The 17,624-nt window shown below is 26.4% G+C and carries 14 protein-coding genes and 1 other annotated feature; of the genes, 5 read left to right on the forward strand and 9 right to left on the reverse strand.

What is annotated here, in order from left to right; genetic code table 4:
* The first annotated feature begins 26 nt into the window (after positions 1 to 26).
* On the forward strand, positions 27 to 290 hold the full coding sequence (locus ACQH23_RS10880) for a transposase family protein (protein ID WP_425378330.1): 264 nt from the start codon (positions 27 to 29) through the stop codon (positions 288 to 290).
* Positions 291 to 553: 263 nt separating this feature from the next.
* Entirely contained in the window at positions 554 to 1,150 is a 597-nt protein-coding gene (locus ACQH23_RS10885) for a DDE-type integrase/transposase/recombinase (protein WP_425377606.1), read from the forward strand.
* Positions 1,151 to 1,259: 109 nt separating this feature from the next.
* Here the strand turns inward: ACQH23_RS10885 and ACQH23_RS10890 are convergent, their stop codons facing one another.
* The 5 genes from ACQH23_RS10890 to rplJ form a co-directional block, all read right to left on the reverse strand.
* Positions 1,260 to 5,432: an FtsX-like permease family protein gene (locus ACQH23_RS10890; RefSeq protein ID WP_425378331.1), complete on the reverse strand. Its 4,173-nt coding sequence runs from the start codon at positions 5,430 to 5,432 to the stop codon at positions 1,260 to 1,262.
* A 99-nt stretch (positions 5,433 to 5,531) separates the two neighbouring features.
* Positions 5,532 to 7,859 carry a lipoprotein gene (locus ACQH23_RS10895; protein WP_425378332.1) on the reverse strand — a complete coding sequence of 776 codons (2,328 nt, stop codon included), beginning with the start codon at positions 7,857 to 7,859 and terminating at the stop codon, positions 5,532 to 5,534.
* 67 nt (positions 7,860 to 7,926) lie between these two features.
* Positions 7,927 to 8,787, reverse strand: coding sequence for a hypothetical protein (locus tag ACQH23_RS10900; RefSeq protein ID WP_425378333.1), 861 nt, complete (start codon positions 8,785 to 8,787; stop codon positions 7,927 to 7,929).
* A 251-nt stretch (positions 8,788 to 9,038) separates the two neighbouring features.
* Positions 9,039 to 9,404, reverse strand: a complete 366-nt coding sequence (gene rplL, locus ACQH23_RS10905) for a 50S ribosomal protein L7/L12 (RefSeq protein WP_425378334.1) — start codon at positions 9,402 to 9,404, stop codon at positions 9,039 to 9,041.
* Between the two features lie 55 nt (positions 9,405 to 9,459).
* Complete coding sequence (gene rplJ, locus ACQH23_RS10910) at positions 9,460 to 9,939, reverse strand: 50S ribosomal protein L10 (RefSeq protein ID WP_425378335.1); 480 nt, start codon at positions 9,937 to 9,939, stop codon at positions 9,460 to 9,462.
* 82 nt (positions 9,940 to 10,021) lie between these two features.
* Positions 10,022 to 10,129 (reverse strand) — a sequence feature (ribosomal protein L10 leader region).
* A 133-nt stretch (positions 10,130 to 10,262) separates the two neighbouring features.
* On the opposite strand from rplJ, the gene ACQH23_RS10915 reads away from it, so the two are divergent.
* Positions 10,263 to 10,682: a transposase gene (locus ACQH23_RS10915; RefSeq protein WP_425378336.1), complete on the forward strand. Its 420-nt coding sequence runs from the start codon at positions 10,263 to 10,265 to the stop codon at positions 10,680 to 10,682.
* A gap of 153 nt (positions 10,683 to 10,835) precedes the next feature.
* A complete protein-coding gene (locus tag ACQH23_RS10920; protein ID WP_425378337.1) occupies positions 10,836 to 11,222 on the forward strand; it encodes a hypothetical protein in 387 nt (128 codons plus the stop codon).
* 287 nt (positions 11,223 to 11,509) lie between these two features.
* Here the strand turns inward: ACQH23_RS10920 and ACQH23_RS10925 are convergent, their stop codons facing one another.
* The 3 genes from ACQH23_RS10925 to ACQH23_RS10935 all read right to left on the reverse strand — a co-directional run bounded on the left by ACQH23_RS10925 (position 11,510) and on the right by ACQH23_RS10935 (position 12,963).
* Entirely contained in the window at positions 11,510 to 11,779 is a 270-nt protein-coding gene (locus ACQH23_RS10925) for a hypothetical protein (RefSeq protein ID WP_425378338.1), read from the reverse strand.
* Between the two features lie 153 nt (positions 11,780 to 11,932).
* On the reverse strand, positions 11,933 to 12,439 hold the full coding sequence (locus ACQH23_RS10930) for a UPF0236 family transposase-like protein (protein ID WP_425378339.1): 507 nt from the start codon (positions 12,437 to 12,439) through the stop codon (positions 11,933 to 11,935).
* A gap of 5 nt (positions 12,440 to 12,444) precedes the next feature.
* Positions 12,445 to 12,963: a UPF0236 family transposase-like protein gene (locus ACQH23_RS10935; RefSeq protein ID WP_425378340.1), complete on the reverse strand. Its 519-nt coding sequence runs from the start codon at positions 12,961 to 12,963 to the stop codon at positions 12,445 to 12,447.
* Between the two features lie 542 nt (positions 12,964 to 13,505).
* Here ACQH23_RS10935 and mgtA point away from each other — a divergent pair.
* A complete protein-coding gene (mgtA, locus tag ACQH23_RS10940) occupies positions 13,506 to 16,238 on the forward strand; it encodes a magnesium-translocating P-type ATPase (protein ID WP_425378341.1) in 2,733 nt (910 codons plus the stop codon).
* A gap of 193 nt (positions 16,239 to 16,431) precedes the next feature.
* On the opposite strand, the gene ACQH23_RS10945 is transcribed toward mgtA, so the two are convergent.
* Positions 16,432 to 17,382, reverse strand: a complete 951-nt coding sequence (locus ACQH23_RS10945; RefSeq protein WP_425378342.1) for an IS30 family transposase — start codon at positions 17,380 to 17,382, stop codon at positions 16,432 to 16,434.
* Positions 17,383 to 17,624 lie beyond the last annotated feature (242 nt).

The following is a 17,624-nucleotide window of genomic DNA, read 5'->3' on the forward strand; positions in this document are numbered from 1 at the left end:
TAACTTTAAAGGAGGTGCATTTTTATATGGCAAGAAAAGGACAAAAATTTAATAAATATACAGCAGATTTTCGAAAAATGATAGGACAAGAGGTTAAAAATAATAGTATAAGTTTTATTGCAAAAAAATATGCAATTAATAAAAAAACTATTGCTTCATGGTATGAAAATTTTAAGAAAGGAATTTTAAACACCAATAAAGGTCCAAAAGAATCATTTGAAAAAAGAGATTTAAACTATTACAAAGTTAGGTATGAATTACTAAAAAAGCTTCATGACTTTTACAATTAAATAAAATAAAAATTGTATTTTTTATCAAAGAAAACATTAATAAATATCCACTAAATTTATTACTTGATGTAACAGATTTAAAGCGTAGTTATTGAGATAAATATAAAAATTATTCAAGTAATGGTGGTAAGGGTAGTGAATCATTAAAGAATATTGTAAAAGTCTATGAAGAAAATTTAAAACAATTTGGTTATCGTCGAATTACCAAATATTTAAAAGAAGATTATGGCATTGTTTATAATGCTAAGAAAGTATTACGAATTATGAAAGAAAATAATATTCAAGCTGAATATGTAAAGCGTATGCGTAGAAAAATATTAATAAAACAAAATAGAAATAAAAATATCATTAAATATCCTGATTTAGTAAATCGTAATTTTAATGATATTAAAGAAAGATTTTCAATTTTATTTACTGATGTAACTTATTTAATTTGAAATGGTAAAAAACATTATCAATCAACAATAATTGATGGATATACTAAAGAAATTATTGATGTAAAATGATCAAAATTTAATAATAACAAACTTGTAATTGATAATTTAAATGCTGCAATTAATAAAATTAAAAAAATAAAAAAAGATCTAAATAAAACAATAATTCATTCAGATCACGGATATCAATATACATCTAAAGATTATAATAGTAAATGTTTAGATAACAAAATTATAATTTCAATGGGTAAAAATTATCATTGTGCAGACAACATTATTATTGAAAGTTTTCATTCATTACTTAAAAAAGGAACAATCCATAATAAAAATTATAAATCTCATAATGAATATATTAATGATGTTAAAAAATGAAATAAATGATATTCAAACCAAAAAGAAAAAGATATAATAAATGAAAGTTTGTAAACCTTTTTATTAATAATTACTAAACAGGGTGCAGTCTATTTTCTTATTAAGAATATTTCTATAGAATATAATTAAAAATAAAAAATATAAATTTAAGGTTCTCTTAAATTTATATTTCATTTGCATTAATTTGTTCTTGAATACTCATATGATTAATTTTATACGTTGAAATTCAATAAGTTACTAAATAAATTGCTGTAATTAAAAAGAACGTAATCGGAATTGTAATTCATGGGAATCCAAACGGAATAATTACTTTAGCAATTGCAATAAAGCCATAAACTCCTAATCACAATATTAACCACATAATTCCAACACCTAACATCCATGCTAGTGCAGCAAATGGCGTAAATATTCCTAATGTTAAATTATTAATTTCACGATTTGAATATCCTAACGCTTTCATTACCGCCATAAATTTCAAGAATGAGATAACAAACGATTCTGTCATAATATATACAATAATAACAGCAGTTATAATAGTAATAACAACAAAGATGATTGATAAGATACTTGAAATTCAAGCAAATTTGGCAATAACTTGAGATTTGATAATTAAATAATCTGTTGTTCCAATCCCACCGCTTAACTGACCATTCATAAAATCATTCATTGAATATGACCCATCTGGTGAAAAAAGATTAAAACGTGTTGTTTGATCAACTTGATCGGGATATTTACTAAATTTACCATTAAATCACAACAATGGATTATCATTTTCATTATTGTATAATGGACCATTGTCTGTATTAAAACCAAGAATTTTATTCGCTAAAACTTGGTTTACATATGCTCTTGGCACATCATAAGAATTTTGAATTCCAATAACCTGGTAATTAACATTTTTAGTAATTTTCCCAATTTTTAATAATCCTTGTCGTAAAGCTTCGCGATATCAATTGGTCGGGAACTCCGTTGTTAAATCACTAATCCCATTAATTTCCTTATCAAATTTATTATCAAATGGATGAATAATATAATAGTCCCCTTCTTTTGTAATTACTTTTTGATTAACAAGTGGGCTATTAACATCTAATAATCCCGGCAAACGATTCCCCGTTGTCCTTGAAATTGTTTCATTTTGAAATTCACCTGGTTTAAAAGCATTAACTGGTAATTTTAAAACAAAATTCTTAATATTGTAATAGTCTTGAATTGTTCCTGTTTTGCTTTCAAAACCAACCCGAAGCTTATTACCAACCGTTAATTTTGTTAAATCAAGGGTAAATGGATTAATATTATCATCAACAAAACCATTTGGTAATTCATATGATCAATTTGCTTGCGGCACAACACAATGAGCCGCATCATCATAATATTGTAATTGTTTAACATTAGTTGTACCAGTAATTATTTTATTCAATGATAAATTATATTTATTTTCTGCAGTTTTATTAACGACAATAGGAATGGTATCTGTTGCAATATCTAAATTTTTAGTATCGTCTAATATTTTTTTAAAATTTTTATTTGGGAAAATAATCGTTTTATTATTTGCATTAATCCCATATGTTGAAAGAATGAAACTTGTTCCAGCAATATTTGTTATATATCCAGTATAAACATCTTCATCTTTAGCATTATAGGTTGAAGTCCCAAAGTTAAAAATAAACTGCAATTTAGCTGCTTCATCTTTTAACCACATTGAACGAATCTTATTTGACATAATATCACTTGTTGCATATTGAGCACAATAAGTTCAACGGTCAATAATATTTGGGTCAGTTGGATGAACTGGTTTTTTTCCAAAAGCGCGGGGCATTGTTGAACATAATAAAGTATCAATTTGATTTCGAATATCAATATTTTCACCATAACGAAGATACAGAACATAGAATGTTCCAATTGATAAACTTGCCCCTTTGCCAACCATAAAATTAAAAATAATCATATTATTTAATTGTTGCGCATATAAATTAGCATTTTTATCATTAATATCAGTCGTTGTTGATAATCACTTGTTATTATTATATAAATAATCACTGACTAATGAATTTTTAGTTAATGGATACGCGGCATTATTTGAAGCCCCTGGTCCATTTCAATCATACATTTCATAACGTGTAAATGGCATATTACCAATAACATTAGTATATTCGTATTCATTATTATAATTTAAATTAGCATAATAATCTTTACTAAACTTATTAATGGCAGTGGGAATTAACGTTGCTAATGTTAAGAATAAACTAGCAATAAAAAATGTTAAGAAAAATCAGCCAATTTTTTTCATTGAAACAGCCATCATAATAAACTTTAATTTTGTTGTAAATTTTTTAAAATGGAAAAGATTACTAATTGAATAAACTAATTTTGAAGTTTTAATATTTTTGTTTGGATTCAATAAGTCTAACGGACTGATTATTAACTGGCGAGTTGCAGTTGTTAAAATTGACAAACTACTTACAAGACCAATAATCCCTAAACAAATTGCAAATGGAATAATTGAAAATGAAAAGTTAACCGGAATAACAAAGTAACTATTAAATACAATCATAATAGGTAATTGTAAAACAATCCCAATAATCCATCCAATCGGGACACCAATACCGGTTACCACAAGAGCATGGGCTAAATAAGAACTAGCAATTGTTAATCCACTATAACCATTTGCTTTTAAAATCCCATTCTCAATTTTTTGTTTATTAATAATTTTTTTAATTAAAATTACTAATGTAAAGACTAAAATAATTAAGAACAGAACACATAAGATAATTGTAATGGTACGATAAAAATTAATTGTTGTTCCTAATAAAGAATAACGCAAATAAACTAATTTTGTTTCATCACGATTTTGCAAGGGAGCATTTTTATCACTTGGGTTATTTAAACTTCAAAAATCACCAGCTAAATATTTTTTAAACTGTTCCATATCGGCATTCTTATTTTCGGGTGTTCCAAAATGAGTAATATATAATGTTGAATTTTCTTCAATTTCTGCATTTGCAACAATTGATTCACCACGATAAATACTTTCTGAAACATAAATAATCCCATCTGTTTTTGGGTCTGGGAAAACATCAGTATCATAAATTGTCGGATAAATATTAACTGGATCTCCACCAATCGCACCCACAAAGAAATTAGAATTTTTATCAATTGTTAGTTGATCTCCTAATTTTAATTTTTGGCTACGCGCAAATTGAGGCGTAATAGTAACATAAACCGAATTAATTGGATCACTTGGATCAAATGAAGCATATTTTTTAATAAACTTTAACTTATTATTTTGTAACAACTGTTGGGAATTAATAATTTTATATTTTAAATTTGATGTTAAGTCTCAATACGCAAATTGTTCACGTAATTCATATGAAAAATTTTTAGCTTTTGCAACTAAACCATAGTAAGTTTCTGTAAATTGATAAGGCCCATATGATTGATTCTTAAAATTACTATTTTTATTATTTTTATTATAAAAATCATTAACACTAAAAACGGCGTTTTCAATATTATTATTATAACCAACTTCAAGATTATTATTAACAGTTGGTGAATAATAAAGATTAATTTTTGTTAAAAACTGTGATGTGTCTTTGGTTAAAAAACTTAAATCCCCATTTAATTTTTCATTAAATAAGCGATCCTGAATATCATTTTTTGTCGGAATTTCATTAATCTCTCCCCGCAAATCAACATCTTTTTTCCATTTTGTTACCCCATTATTAACAAAATCAATCACGACCTCTTTTAATTTTGCCTTATCTGTTTTACCAGAGTATTTCTTATTCAAATATGCAATAATTAAATTAACAGTATTTTGTGAAATATCACTACGAGTAAAATTATTCATAAATTTTTCAATTAAACTTAAATTGTTTTGTTCAAAAAGTAATCCATTTTGATCATACAATTGCCCAATTACAGATGTTTGAAACGCTTTACTTTGAAAGTTAAAACGATACAACCCATTATTTAAAAAATTTAGGGCCTCCTTATCAGGGTCAGTAAAAACAATATTAGTAACTTCTTTTGTTGTTGAATCAAAAGTAAACGCCATTTTAATATTCTTGTCCAAGGCTTTTAAAGCCCCATCTTGGCTCAAATGAACATAAGGTAATGTTGATTTTCCACCATCAGTATCAGTAATTAAATGATAAGTATTACTAAAAGCATATCACGGTGTAATTGTTTCAACATTCTGTCCTGTTTTCTTTTTACTATCAAACCTCAATAAATAATCATAATCAAAAGTTCCTTGCCCCATGAATGAATATGCATCAATTAAACGTGCATTAACAATTCACGAAGAAGTTGTTAACAACGTTAAAAGCGCAGCCAATACTATGAAAATAGTTAGCTGTGCTTTTTGCTTAAACATGCCTTTTAATATTTGTCAAAACAGCAACATTTTTAGATCTCCTCTTTTTCAATTTGACTACTAATAATAACGAACATTATTATAGTATCAAGCAAAATCACTTAATAAATATGCATTTTTTGTTAAATCATCTTTAATACCCGGGTTATATAAGAAGCGAGCTTGGTTTTGAAATTCAACAACATAACTGTATTTAATTTTTTTACTATTTGCTAAATATTCATTACCCATTCCATCATAGTCAAATCAATCTTGTTCACTTCATGTTTGACCCTCTGGGGCAATATTATGACGCTGGTTTGCATCTTTTATTTGTTCAACATATGAAGGAGAATTATCAGAAGCAGGATCAGTATATCCTAATGGCTTTTTATGAAGTCCTAATTTAGTTGAATCGTCTTTTGGTCCATAATAATCTAATTGGTAACGAACACCTGTTATATGACCATCCGTTACAACTGCTCCTAACTTAGTACCATCAACACCTGTTTCTGTTGCAGTGATGTATCATTTACGATCTAAAAAGATATTATCAAATCAATCTTGGGCCATTGCCTTATTAATTTGACTTGTTAAATCACCAATATAACCATTTTGAGAATCTAATATTTGGGTAATAAAATTATGCATTGCTTCATGATCAGAATAAGTATTATTCCCCCCATGTGATCAAATGTCAATCATATCAAATAATGACCCTGGTTTATATTTATCAGTATTTTTATCAAAACCATAATTATCTAAAATAAATTTAGCATATTCACTATTAATATCAACTGCTGCTAAGTCATTTTTAAACCCAGCTTTGTTTTTTCCTTCAATATAAACATTCTCAACTGTTTTGACATTATTAATATTTAAATTATAATGTCCATCACTATCACTAGTATAAAATCAATTTGCTAATCCAGCAATTCCTTTTAATAAACTAAATAAATCAAAGTTTGGTGCATTCAACATTTGCAATAATGTTCGAATTAACGTAACAACAGCATCTTCTGCGAACAACCCAATTGCTCTTTGGAATCTTAAAAGTCCATTATAAACTGTTTTTGGCAATATGCGATTAAATTTTTGAACATCAAACTTTGAACCTTCTTTTGCTAAAGCAGCTGTAAATCAATTTCCTAAAACAGCATATCATTTTAAAAAGGCATTTGTGTGTTTGTCTGTAGTATTTGTTAAATCTAAAAACTGTTCCTCTTCACCGAGACCGAGACTCCCAATAGATTTTTCTATCACCGGACTATTTAAAATTGCGTAAAGATTCATTTCTTCAACTTGTTTATTAGGTTCAATCACTTCACCATCACTTTGTTTTTCAACTTTAAGAACAGTTTTATCAATTGTATCACGGTCAAATATTTCTAATAATGGACTATCATCTCTTGAATTACCTGAGTTATCAAAAAATTCTTCTCTAATTTGACCTAAAATAAAAAATGATGCCGCTAATAAAATCACCACTGTTTTTTCACCAAAACGGTCATTTTGAACAAATGGTAATAATTGTGCTAACGAATATAAAACTGGTAATTCTAGCCCTGGTCCAAATTGTGTTAACGTGGTAATTGCTTCATAAAAATATTTTAAACCAAATAAATCGTATAATGCACTAGATTGGTTCGCAACCGCTCGTCCAAACTGAATTTCTTCTTTACCATCCGTATAAGACATTATTTCTTTTGTTGGTGGGTTTGAAAGAGAATTATGATATAAAATATTTGACACATAAGCTTGTGATGATGAATTATAATAAGAGCCCCCTCAATTAGCAATTCTCTGAATATAAGTAAGAACTGAATCGGATTTTTGTGATAATGTATTTGCCAGAGCCCCCGTATCATATTGTGCTCATGCTAAATTTTGGTTTGCTTGAAAATCTTCATAACGCCCTGTTGCATCAGTTTTAGTAGTAGGACGCCCTTGGTTCTCTGCTGTGTTTCATTTTGAAAAATAAGTCATTGCTACCATTGTAGACATCAAATTATAAATGTTTCGTTCTGATTGATATGTAGTACTTGTTGCTTTTCATGGATTATAAAAAATATTATTTAACGCTTTATATTCCTCAACATATTTCTTAATTTCAACTTCTTTACCACTCTTAGTCGTAAAAGTACCTTTTAAGTTATTTCCAACGTTATTTAAAAAATATTGCAATGTTGGAAATGCATAATTATTCATATTTTCATGGCGTCCAGAAATTAATATTTTAGCAATTGAACTAGTATATTTTACTAAATTACGAATTGTCGGATCAATATTATTAATTTCGCTATCAAAATAATCATCCTTGTTATTTTTTTCTTTTGAACAAGCAACTACTCCTAACACAGATGTTAATGTTAAAGTTGTTGTCCCTAAAATTGAAAGTAATTTTTTCATTTTATCCACTCCTTTTTATATTTATTAAATTTATTAAAATCATTACTTTAAAAACTAACAAGTAAAATTAAATTATCATTACCTGCTTATAACCATTAATAAAAATTGTTGTGTATTTAATTGGTTTATTAATTCTTAAATAATCATTTTTAATCGCCAATACAAAAAATTTTAAATCTTTTTTGTTTTCTTTTTTATTTTTAATTTTAGTTTCCTTTTTATTAATTAAAATAATATTTCAAACATAAATTCAAAGCAGAATAAGAATGAAAATATTATTAAAAATGGTTGATAATTTAATATCTTTTGTATTTTCAATAAAAGATAAATTTAAAATTAAAAATAATAATAACAAAATAAAATCAAAAACTAAGTGGTGAAAAATTTGTTTTAATTCTGTTGCGTTATTATTAATTACAATAGTACTAATTAATCCCCCATAAACAACCACTCATAAAATTAAATGAAGTAAATTATGCTTTGCTCTTAAAAAGACATGAAAAACAAAGTCAAAAATAGCTGGTGCAAAAACAATTAGAAAGAAAATAGCAATTAATTTATTAAGAAGAATAACAAAATTAAAATATTTTGCTTTTGTTGTACTAAAAAAAACCACTAAACCTAAAAAAATAAAATTTAATAAATTAATTGTTGACTCTGCTACGCAAGCAAAAGAAACTTGCAACAAAGTACTAAGAACAATTAAAACTGATAAATTACTAATAAAAGTAAAAATAAAACCGATAATCTCAAATTTATTAAAACTTTTATTGATATTTTTAATAGCTTTTGTTTTTAAAAAACTAACACGGGTAAGAATACTAATAATAAAGAAAATAAAAATTCAAAAAAAAATCGATGAAAAAATATTCTCTATAAAGTTAATAAATTCATTAAATTTACTATCAGACAAAAAATTTATTAACATTTTCCCCCACTCCTATTTATTTTACATAATATCATTTTACAAAAAAAAAAAAAAGCAAAGGGGTATCCTTGCTTTATTTTAAAAAAATTAAAATAAAATTCTAAAAATTGATTATTTGTTAAACTATTTATTAATTCTTCAAGTATTTTTTCCATCAATTATTTACCTCTCTTTAAATTAAAAATATACCTAATTTTAGATATATTTTATAAATATATAAATATCAATAGTTTTCTACAAAGTTAAAGAGATTATTTAAGCTCAACTGTAGCACCTGCTGCTACTAATTGTCCTTTAATTTCTTCTGCTTCTTCAACTTTTACTTTTTCTTTAATTACTGCTGGTAATTTATCAACAATAGCTTTTGCTGCCATTAATTCTTTTCCAGTAATTTCTTTAATTAATTTAATAATTGCAATTTTACTTGGCCCTGGATCTGTTAATACAATATTAACTTCTGAAGGCCCTTCATCTGTTCCACCATCTGCTGGCGCTACTGCAACTGTTGCCGCAGCAATAATTCCAAAATGATCTTCAATTGCTTTTACTAATTCATTTAGTTCTGCTAATTTCATTCCTTCTAATGCTTTAATAATATCATCTTTTGATAGTGCCATAATATTTTCCTCCTCAATAAGAATTATTTTCTTATAAAATATTTGAATAAATTAATTATTCACTTCTTGTTTTAGCAATTTCTTTAATTGCTATTGCAAACATACATAATGGGTATAATAAACTTGATGCAAACATTGAAAGTAACTCGTCTTTTGTTGGTAACGCCGCAATTTCAATAATTGCTTTGGTATCCAAGACTTTACCCTCATAAATCCCAGCTTTTAATTTTATTGCTGAATGTGTTTTTGCAAATTTTGCTAAAGTTTTTGCGGCATCCATCTGTTCGCCCATACCAAACGCAAAAGCATTAGGACCTGTTAAAAATTTATCTAATTCAACAAATCCGGCCTCTTTAGCAGCCAAGTTCACTAAGTTATTTTTATATACTTTAATGTTTACTTTTTGTTTTGTAAGAATTCTTCTTAGTTTTGTAAATTCAGCAACCGTTAATTTTTGATATTCAACAACAACTGCTGAATTAGTAGTTTTAAAGTTATTAACAATTTCATTAACAACTGCCGTTTTAATTTTCATTGCTGCCTTCATTCTTTGTCTCCCTAATATTTTAAAAAGCAAAGGCAATTAATCAATTTGATTAATTGCCTGAAACATTATTTAAACAATATAAAAACATGTCATTGTTCTATATCTCAATAATGCCTCGGCAACATAATTAAGATTTAATAAAATCCGTTGCTGTCTATGGTATTTTGATGACTATGGTACAATACCAAAGATTATATTATTATAATTTTCCCTAAAAGTCAAATAAATACTTTAATTTTGTCGAAAACTCTTGATATTTATAAAATATATCTAATTTTAGGTATATTTTTAATGAAAGAAGTAAATAATTGATGGAAAAAATACTTGAAGAATTAATAAATAGTTTAACAGATGATCAATTTTTAGAATTTTATGAAAAAGTTAAAAAAGAAGCAGAATTAATCAAAAAACAAAAACGCTTAAATGAAATTGATCAAAAATTTAGAGATAAAGGTATTAAATGTCCTAATTGCAAACCTTATCATTGTGTTAAAAATTGCCATAATCCCGAAGGAAAACAAAAATATTTATGCAAAAAATGTCGGGCTAGTTTTGATGCTTTTCGTCATCATTTTACTTATTGAAGTCATTTAAATTATGAACAATGAAATTTATTAATTCAAATTTCATTGCTAGGACAATCTAGTAAAGTAATTTCCCGTTTTATTAAAACAACACCCAAAACAGCTTGATATAATCGTCAAAAATTAATGCCATCAAAACAATTATAAAATACTCAATTAAAATTTAAAAAATTAAATGGCCAAATACAAATCGATGAAACATTTATTAAAGAAATCCATAAAGGTAATTTTAAAGATAAATTTGATAAATGAAAAACTCATCTTGATCCATTTTCCACTAACACTAAATGTTGTATTCAAATGGCGGTTGATACTAATAATAATATTTTTGTTCAATCCACTAATACCAAACGATTACAAAAACAGTGAATTATTGAAAATATGAATACAAAATTAATTAACAAAAATTCCATTATTATTTCTGATATGCAACCATTATATTTATTAGTAGCAAAACAAACAAGTTCTACTTTATATGCCACTAAAACTAGGACAAATCCTGATGCCAGTTATCGAAAATTAAATAAAGTTAGTAAATTACAAGCAAGTCTTAAAGAAGCCTTAATTCATTATCAGGGTTTAGGTTTTACTAACATTCAAAATTATTTAAATCTCTGAAAATGAAAATACCAACACAAAGGTTTAAAACCAAACCAACAAGCAACGGTATTATATTTTAACATCTAAAAAAGTTAAAGAACAATAATAATCTTCCACCAAATTCGTTTTCAAATTGTCATATTGATGATTTTTTTGACTTTATCAAGAGTTTTTTTAATTTTGTCGAAAACTCTTGATAAAGTCAAAAACCCTTATAAAATATATAGATTTGCAAGAAATACATTTTATTAAAAACCCAATAAAATCAAGGTTTTATTAAAATATCAAGATTTTTCTACAAAATTAAAAAGAGTTTTCGACAAAATTAAATGGTAGCGTGTAAAATGTTGGGGAAAAGTTTTCAGCATTAAGTTCTAATAATAATTATAAACTATTTTCTTTAAAAGAGTTTTAGTATTTGATAATGTAGAAGCGGTGAATATTGGTAAGTTATATTGTTTAACTTCTGGATTATTCATCTTTTTAAATATTCATCTTCAAGTAATTTGTTCATTTTTTACTTGAAGATTTTTAATTTCTGTTAGTTCTTGAAAGGGATTAATCCCATTAGCTGTCAATTGTTTTAATAACATTACTTTGTAAATCGTTTTTTCATTAAATATTTTTGGTTTTGAACGAAACATTACTTTAATAATTCGAGCAATATAACTTTCAATGCGACAACCAATATTTTCTTGATATTCTCATTTTTGAATTGCTCCATAGTATGTTCTTAAATAATTAGATATTTCTTGTAACTTTCCTTTCGCTTCTTCGGTTTTAACAAGATGATAAGCTTATTCAAGGTATTTTGTAACCTTGTTTCAGTTTAATTTTAAAATTGCTTTTTTAATTTTATTAAATAAATAACGTTTATAATATCGTGGACCACGGAGACAATCTTTAATTTTTTTAATAACATGGAAACGATCAATGATAAATTCAACATTGATGTGTTTTTCAACCGTTGAAATATATTGTGCACCATCACCAAACACAATAATTTTAGCTGTCTCGGGTGATTCATAATTTAAGTTAATAAATTCTTTAATTCCTTGTCAGTATTTTTTAGAGTTAATTTTTTTAACTTCATTAGTCATTGTTACTAGAAATTTGACATTATGCATTGTTTTTCGTATTGTTTTAGGATCTTTATAACTAGTATGAAAGACGGTTAAACGGATTCTTTTCTTAATTTTTAATCGTTTTTTGATTTGATAACTAATGGCATTGCGATATGCTTCATCGGTTTCAATATAAATAACCCCATCATGTTTTAGTTTTGTATCTGGTTCATCTAGCATTAATTCTAACAAATGTTTAATATCAAACCGTTTAATAAGGTTAAAAATTGTTTTTTTGTTATGTTAGCATTCCGATACATATTACAAATATCTTGATAACTAAAATTTATGCCTAATTTGCTGATTATTTCTAACGAAAAATCATAATCAAGTCGCTGATAACTTTCAATCCCTAATTGAATATCAAGTAAAAAGACCGTTTTTGGTTTTTTTGCCACTTGAAATTCTGGTTTTAAGATATATTTTCGTCGTTTAAAAGTAACTTCACCATTACGAAAAACCAAAGTTCGTTGATAAAATCCTTTTGAAATATAACGTGCTTTCCGTCAGTCCTTATTAAAAATATAGTTATCAATATATTCAAAAATATTTTTAAATAGTATTCAAGCTTCAGAACTAATTTCATTGTTTAAATAGGATAATAGTGCTGTAATAGGGATATTAGGGCTAATTTCATTAATTAAATCAATAAAAGAGTTATTATTTTCGTTTAAAAACTCTTGGATTCTAGTTATAATATTCATAGGATAGTTTTCTTTCTAATTTTTTTCAAACTTAATTATACTGAAAACTTTCTTTTTTATTTTCCCCAACTTTGGCAACGCAATCAAATTAAATAAAAATAGTTGCATTTTTTTAAAAGAGTGTTATTATCAATCTAACAAGAGATACAAATTTGGAACTTGTATCTACAGGGTGTCTTTATTTAAATTATTTTCGCTATAATTAAATAAGAATAAAATTATGAGAGGCAGTGACTAAATTATTTCTTTAATTTTGTCGAAAACTCTTGATAAAGTCAAAAACCCTTATAAAATATAGAAATTTGTAAAAAGTCCATTTTATCAAAAACCCAATAAAATCAAGGTTTTATTAAAATATAAATATCAAGAGTTTTCGACAAAATAAAAATTAAAGAATTATTTAAAAAGGGTAAGAATATTATTGATTTAGGAGTTTTATTACTTTAATATCATTTTGGTTTACAAATTATTAATATTATATGTGTTAAAAGTCCTAAATTTATAATTTAGGTAGGGGATATTTTGAAGAAAGGGGTCTTGGAATGGCAAAAATAATAACTAAATTTAAGGGAAATAATAAAGAGTTTAAAGGTCGAAAAAAAGAAATTGGTTTTTTAAAAACTGATGAAATTAAACAAATTTCCCAGTTTTCACAAAGTGAAATCTTAGAACATTTTGAACTTAAAAATTTTGGTTTAACTTATGATGAAGCAGAAGAAATGGGCAAAAAGTATGGCGATAATTCACAAAAGAAAGCAAAATTTCACTGATTTAAGCATTTTTTAAAAGTATTATTAAATCCTTTTAACATTGTTTTAGCTTTAATTGCAACCTATAACATAATTAGTTACTTTGCTTTAGGTGGCGATAGTTTCGAAATTATTGGTGTTATTATTATTGCTATTATGATTCTTATTAGTACGACAATTGCGTATGCCCAAGATATTCGTAATTTTTTTGTGACAAAAAAATTAACTGATTTAGTTAGTAATACAATTACAGTGATTCGGTTGGCAGCTGATGAAAAAGTTTCTGAAGTATCAGTTAAAAATAATACTACCCTAATTCGGGAAGCAAAAGAATTAGAAATTCATGAATTAGTTCCTGGTGACTTGCTTTATTTATCAAGTGGGGATTTGGTTCCGGCTGATGTTCGAATATTATGAAGTAATGAACTTTTTATTAACCAATCAAGTTTAACTGGTGAATCATTGCCAATTGAAAAACATGCTAACTATAATTGTCATAAAGCCAGCTTGTTAGAATTAGAAAATATTTGTTATACCGGAACAAGTGTTGTATCAGGTAGCACCATTGCGGTTGTTATTGGCGTAGGAACAGAGACATATTATGCCACAATTTCAAAAACATTGCAGGCTAAACCACCAGAAAATAGTTTTAATCGAGGAATTAGAAGAACAACATGGTTATTATTATCATTTATGTTTGTGATGGTGCCAATTGTTTTTGTAATTAATGGGATTACAAAAAATGATTGATTATCGGCGTTATTATTTGCCATTTCTGTTGCGGTTGGTTTAACACCAGAAATGTTACCAATGATTGTAACTTCTAACCTTGCCCGAGGAGCAAGCCGGATGAGTAAAGCCAAGGTTGTTGTTAAAAAATTAGAAGCAATTCAAAATTTAGGGGCAATTGATGTATTATGTACTGATAAAACCGGAACATTAACAAATGATAAGATTGAATTAGTTGATTATCAGTTGTTAGATAATAAAAAAGATAATCGGTTATTAACATATCTATATTTAAATAGTTATTTTCAAACAGGACTAAAAAATCCGTTAGATAAAGCAATTATTCATTATATTGATGATCATCATTTATGTAAGTTTAAAAATGATTATCAAAAAATTGATGAAATTCCGTTTGATTTTAATCGCCGTAAATTAACTGTTGTTGTCTCAGGGAAAGATCAACGTCATACTTTAATTTGTAAGGGAGCAATTGAAGAAATTATTAAAAATTGTACATGAATTGAATATAAAGGAAAAGTTGAAAAATTAACAGAGGAACATTTACGAATGATTGCGGCAACAGCTGAACGAATGAACAGTGAAGGATTAAGAGTGATTGGGTTAGCTTATAATCATGGGCATGATAATGATGTTTATTATTCAACAAAAGATGAGAAAAATTTAATTTTTTATGGCTTTGTTTCATTTCTTGATAAACCAAAACCTTCTGCTGCCAAAATGATCCAATTATTACGAAAAAATGGGGTGCAGTTAAAAATTTTAACCGGAGATAATGAACAAGTAACACGAGCAATTTGTGACCGTGTTCATTTGAAAGTTTGCGGTGTTATTAGTGGGGATTATATTGAAAAATTAAGTGAATTTGAACTCCGAGATGTTGTTGAACAAAATAATGTTTTTGTTAAATTAAATCCATTACAAAAGGCAATAATTATTACAGCTTTAAAACAAAATCAACATGTAGTTGGTTTTATGGGGGATGGAATTAATGATGCCCCTGTTTTAAGGCAAAGTGATGTTGCAATATCAGTTGATAATGCGACCGATATTGCAAAAGAAGCATCAGATATTATTTTATTAGAGAAGTCTTTGCTAGTTATGGAAAAAGGAATTATTCAAGGGCGGCAAATTTTTGGTAATATTTTAAAATATATTAAAATTACAATTACTTCTAACTTTGGAAATGTTTTGAGTATTTTAATTGCTTCGGCGTGATTACCATTTCAGCCAATGATGCCAATTCAAATTTTATTTCAAAATCTATTATACGATATTTCCCAATTAGCAGTTGCTTTTGATAAAGTTGATGTTGACTTTTTATCAAAACCACAAACTTGGGCGACAAAGAATATTTTACCGTTTGTTTTTGTTAATGGACCGGTCTCCTCAGTTTTTGATATTTTAATCTTCGTTGTAATGGACTGTTATTTCGGTGTTCTTGCCAATCCACAACATATTACTGCTGAACAAATTACGTTATTCCAAACAGGTTGATTTGTGGAAGGATTAGTAACACAAACCTTAATTGTTCAAATGTATCGAACAAGAAAAATTCCTTTCATTCAATCAATGCCATCTTGAGAATTATTGGTATCAAGCATCGTTGTGATTTTGATTGGAATTGCCTTACCGTTTACATCGTTAGGACCACACTTAAGTTTAGCACCGTTACCAGCAATGTACTTTGCCTTCTTTGCTGCCCTGGTTATTGGTTATTGTTTGATGAGCCAAGGCATCAAAGACTTGTATATTAAAATTTTTAAAAGATGATTATAGATTTACGAAAAGTAAATCTTTTTTATTGTGCTGTAAAATAAATATGCAAGTAGGATTTTTAACCATTATTAATTCAATAGACTTCTTGCATAACCTATAAAAAACAATAAAAATTTAAAGTTTGACTAATCAAATTAAACTTTAAAATAATCATTTTTTATAAAAAATTGCCAAATTGTAAAGTTAAGTGCAACTAAATTATTTTTCTAACCAAATATTCGATTGGCGAAAGATAATTTAGTATTTTTCTTGGTCTTTGGTTTAAAGACAATATAAATTTATGAACTGCATTTTTAGTAGTATTTGAAAAATTAAATTTTTTAGGAAATTTTTCTCTAATTAAACCATTAGTATTTTCATTAGTACCTCTTTGTCAGGGTGAATATGCATTAGCAAAATAAATTTTCACATTTAAATTTTTTTCAAGTTGTTGTCAATTAGCAAATTCTTTACCACGATCAAATGTTATAGTCTTAACAAGATTATTTGGAAGAATTGATAAATAATGGCTAATATTTTCGTTAATAACTTTAGTAGTTCTATTTTCAACTAATATTGCTAAAGTAAATCTTGATGTTCTTTCAACTAAAGTTATTAAACATGATTTACTTTTACCTCGTGATGATACTACGGTATCACCTTCTCAATGACCAAGAGTTACGCGATTATTAACATTAGCATTTCGTTCTTTAATTGATTTACCATTAAATTTACCCCGATTTTCTTGATATTTTCGTTTCTTACCTTTTCTTCTTAAATTTTTATTAGTAACTTTTTCAAGTAATCCAGAATAAATTCAATTGTAAATTGTTTTAAAACTAATAATTCATTCTTTATGAAAATTTTTAATTCTGCCATAAATTTGTTCGGGTGATCAACCTAATAATAATTTTTGTTGTACATATTTTACTAATTCTCTATTTTTAAACTTATGAAAATAAATATGTGATTGTTTTCTATTTTCTGCTTTATTTTGTGCAATTAATGAAAAATAATGATTATTATCTTTATTTCTATTAACTTCTCGAATAATAGTACTAATACTTCGATTAAGATTTTTAGCTATTTCACTAATTTTTATTTTAAACTTCAATTGATTCTCAATATAAATTATTTCATCTATGCCAAGATGTTTATATCCCATATAAAAACTCCTTGCTTTATTTTTTCTAAAATAAACTTAGCATCATAAAATTTTTATATGAGATTTTTTGCAATTTTATTTACTTGCACTTACAAGTATAATTCAGCAATAAAATTATAAAAGCAATTCTAAAATTAAACTGAAACAAGGTTACAAAATACCTTGAATGAGCTTATCAGCTTGTTAAAACCGAAGAAGCGAAAGGAAAGTTACAAGAAATATCTAATAATTTAAGAACATAC

The organism is Spiroplasma endosymbiont of Polydrusus pterygomalis, from assembly GCF_964030635.1.
GTDB lineage: Bacteria > Bacillota_I > Bacilli_A > Mycoplasmatales > Mycoplasmataceae > Spiroplasma.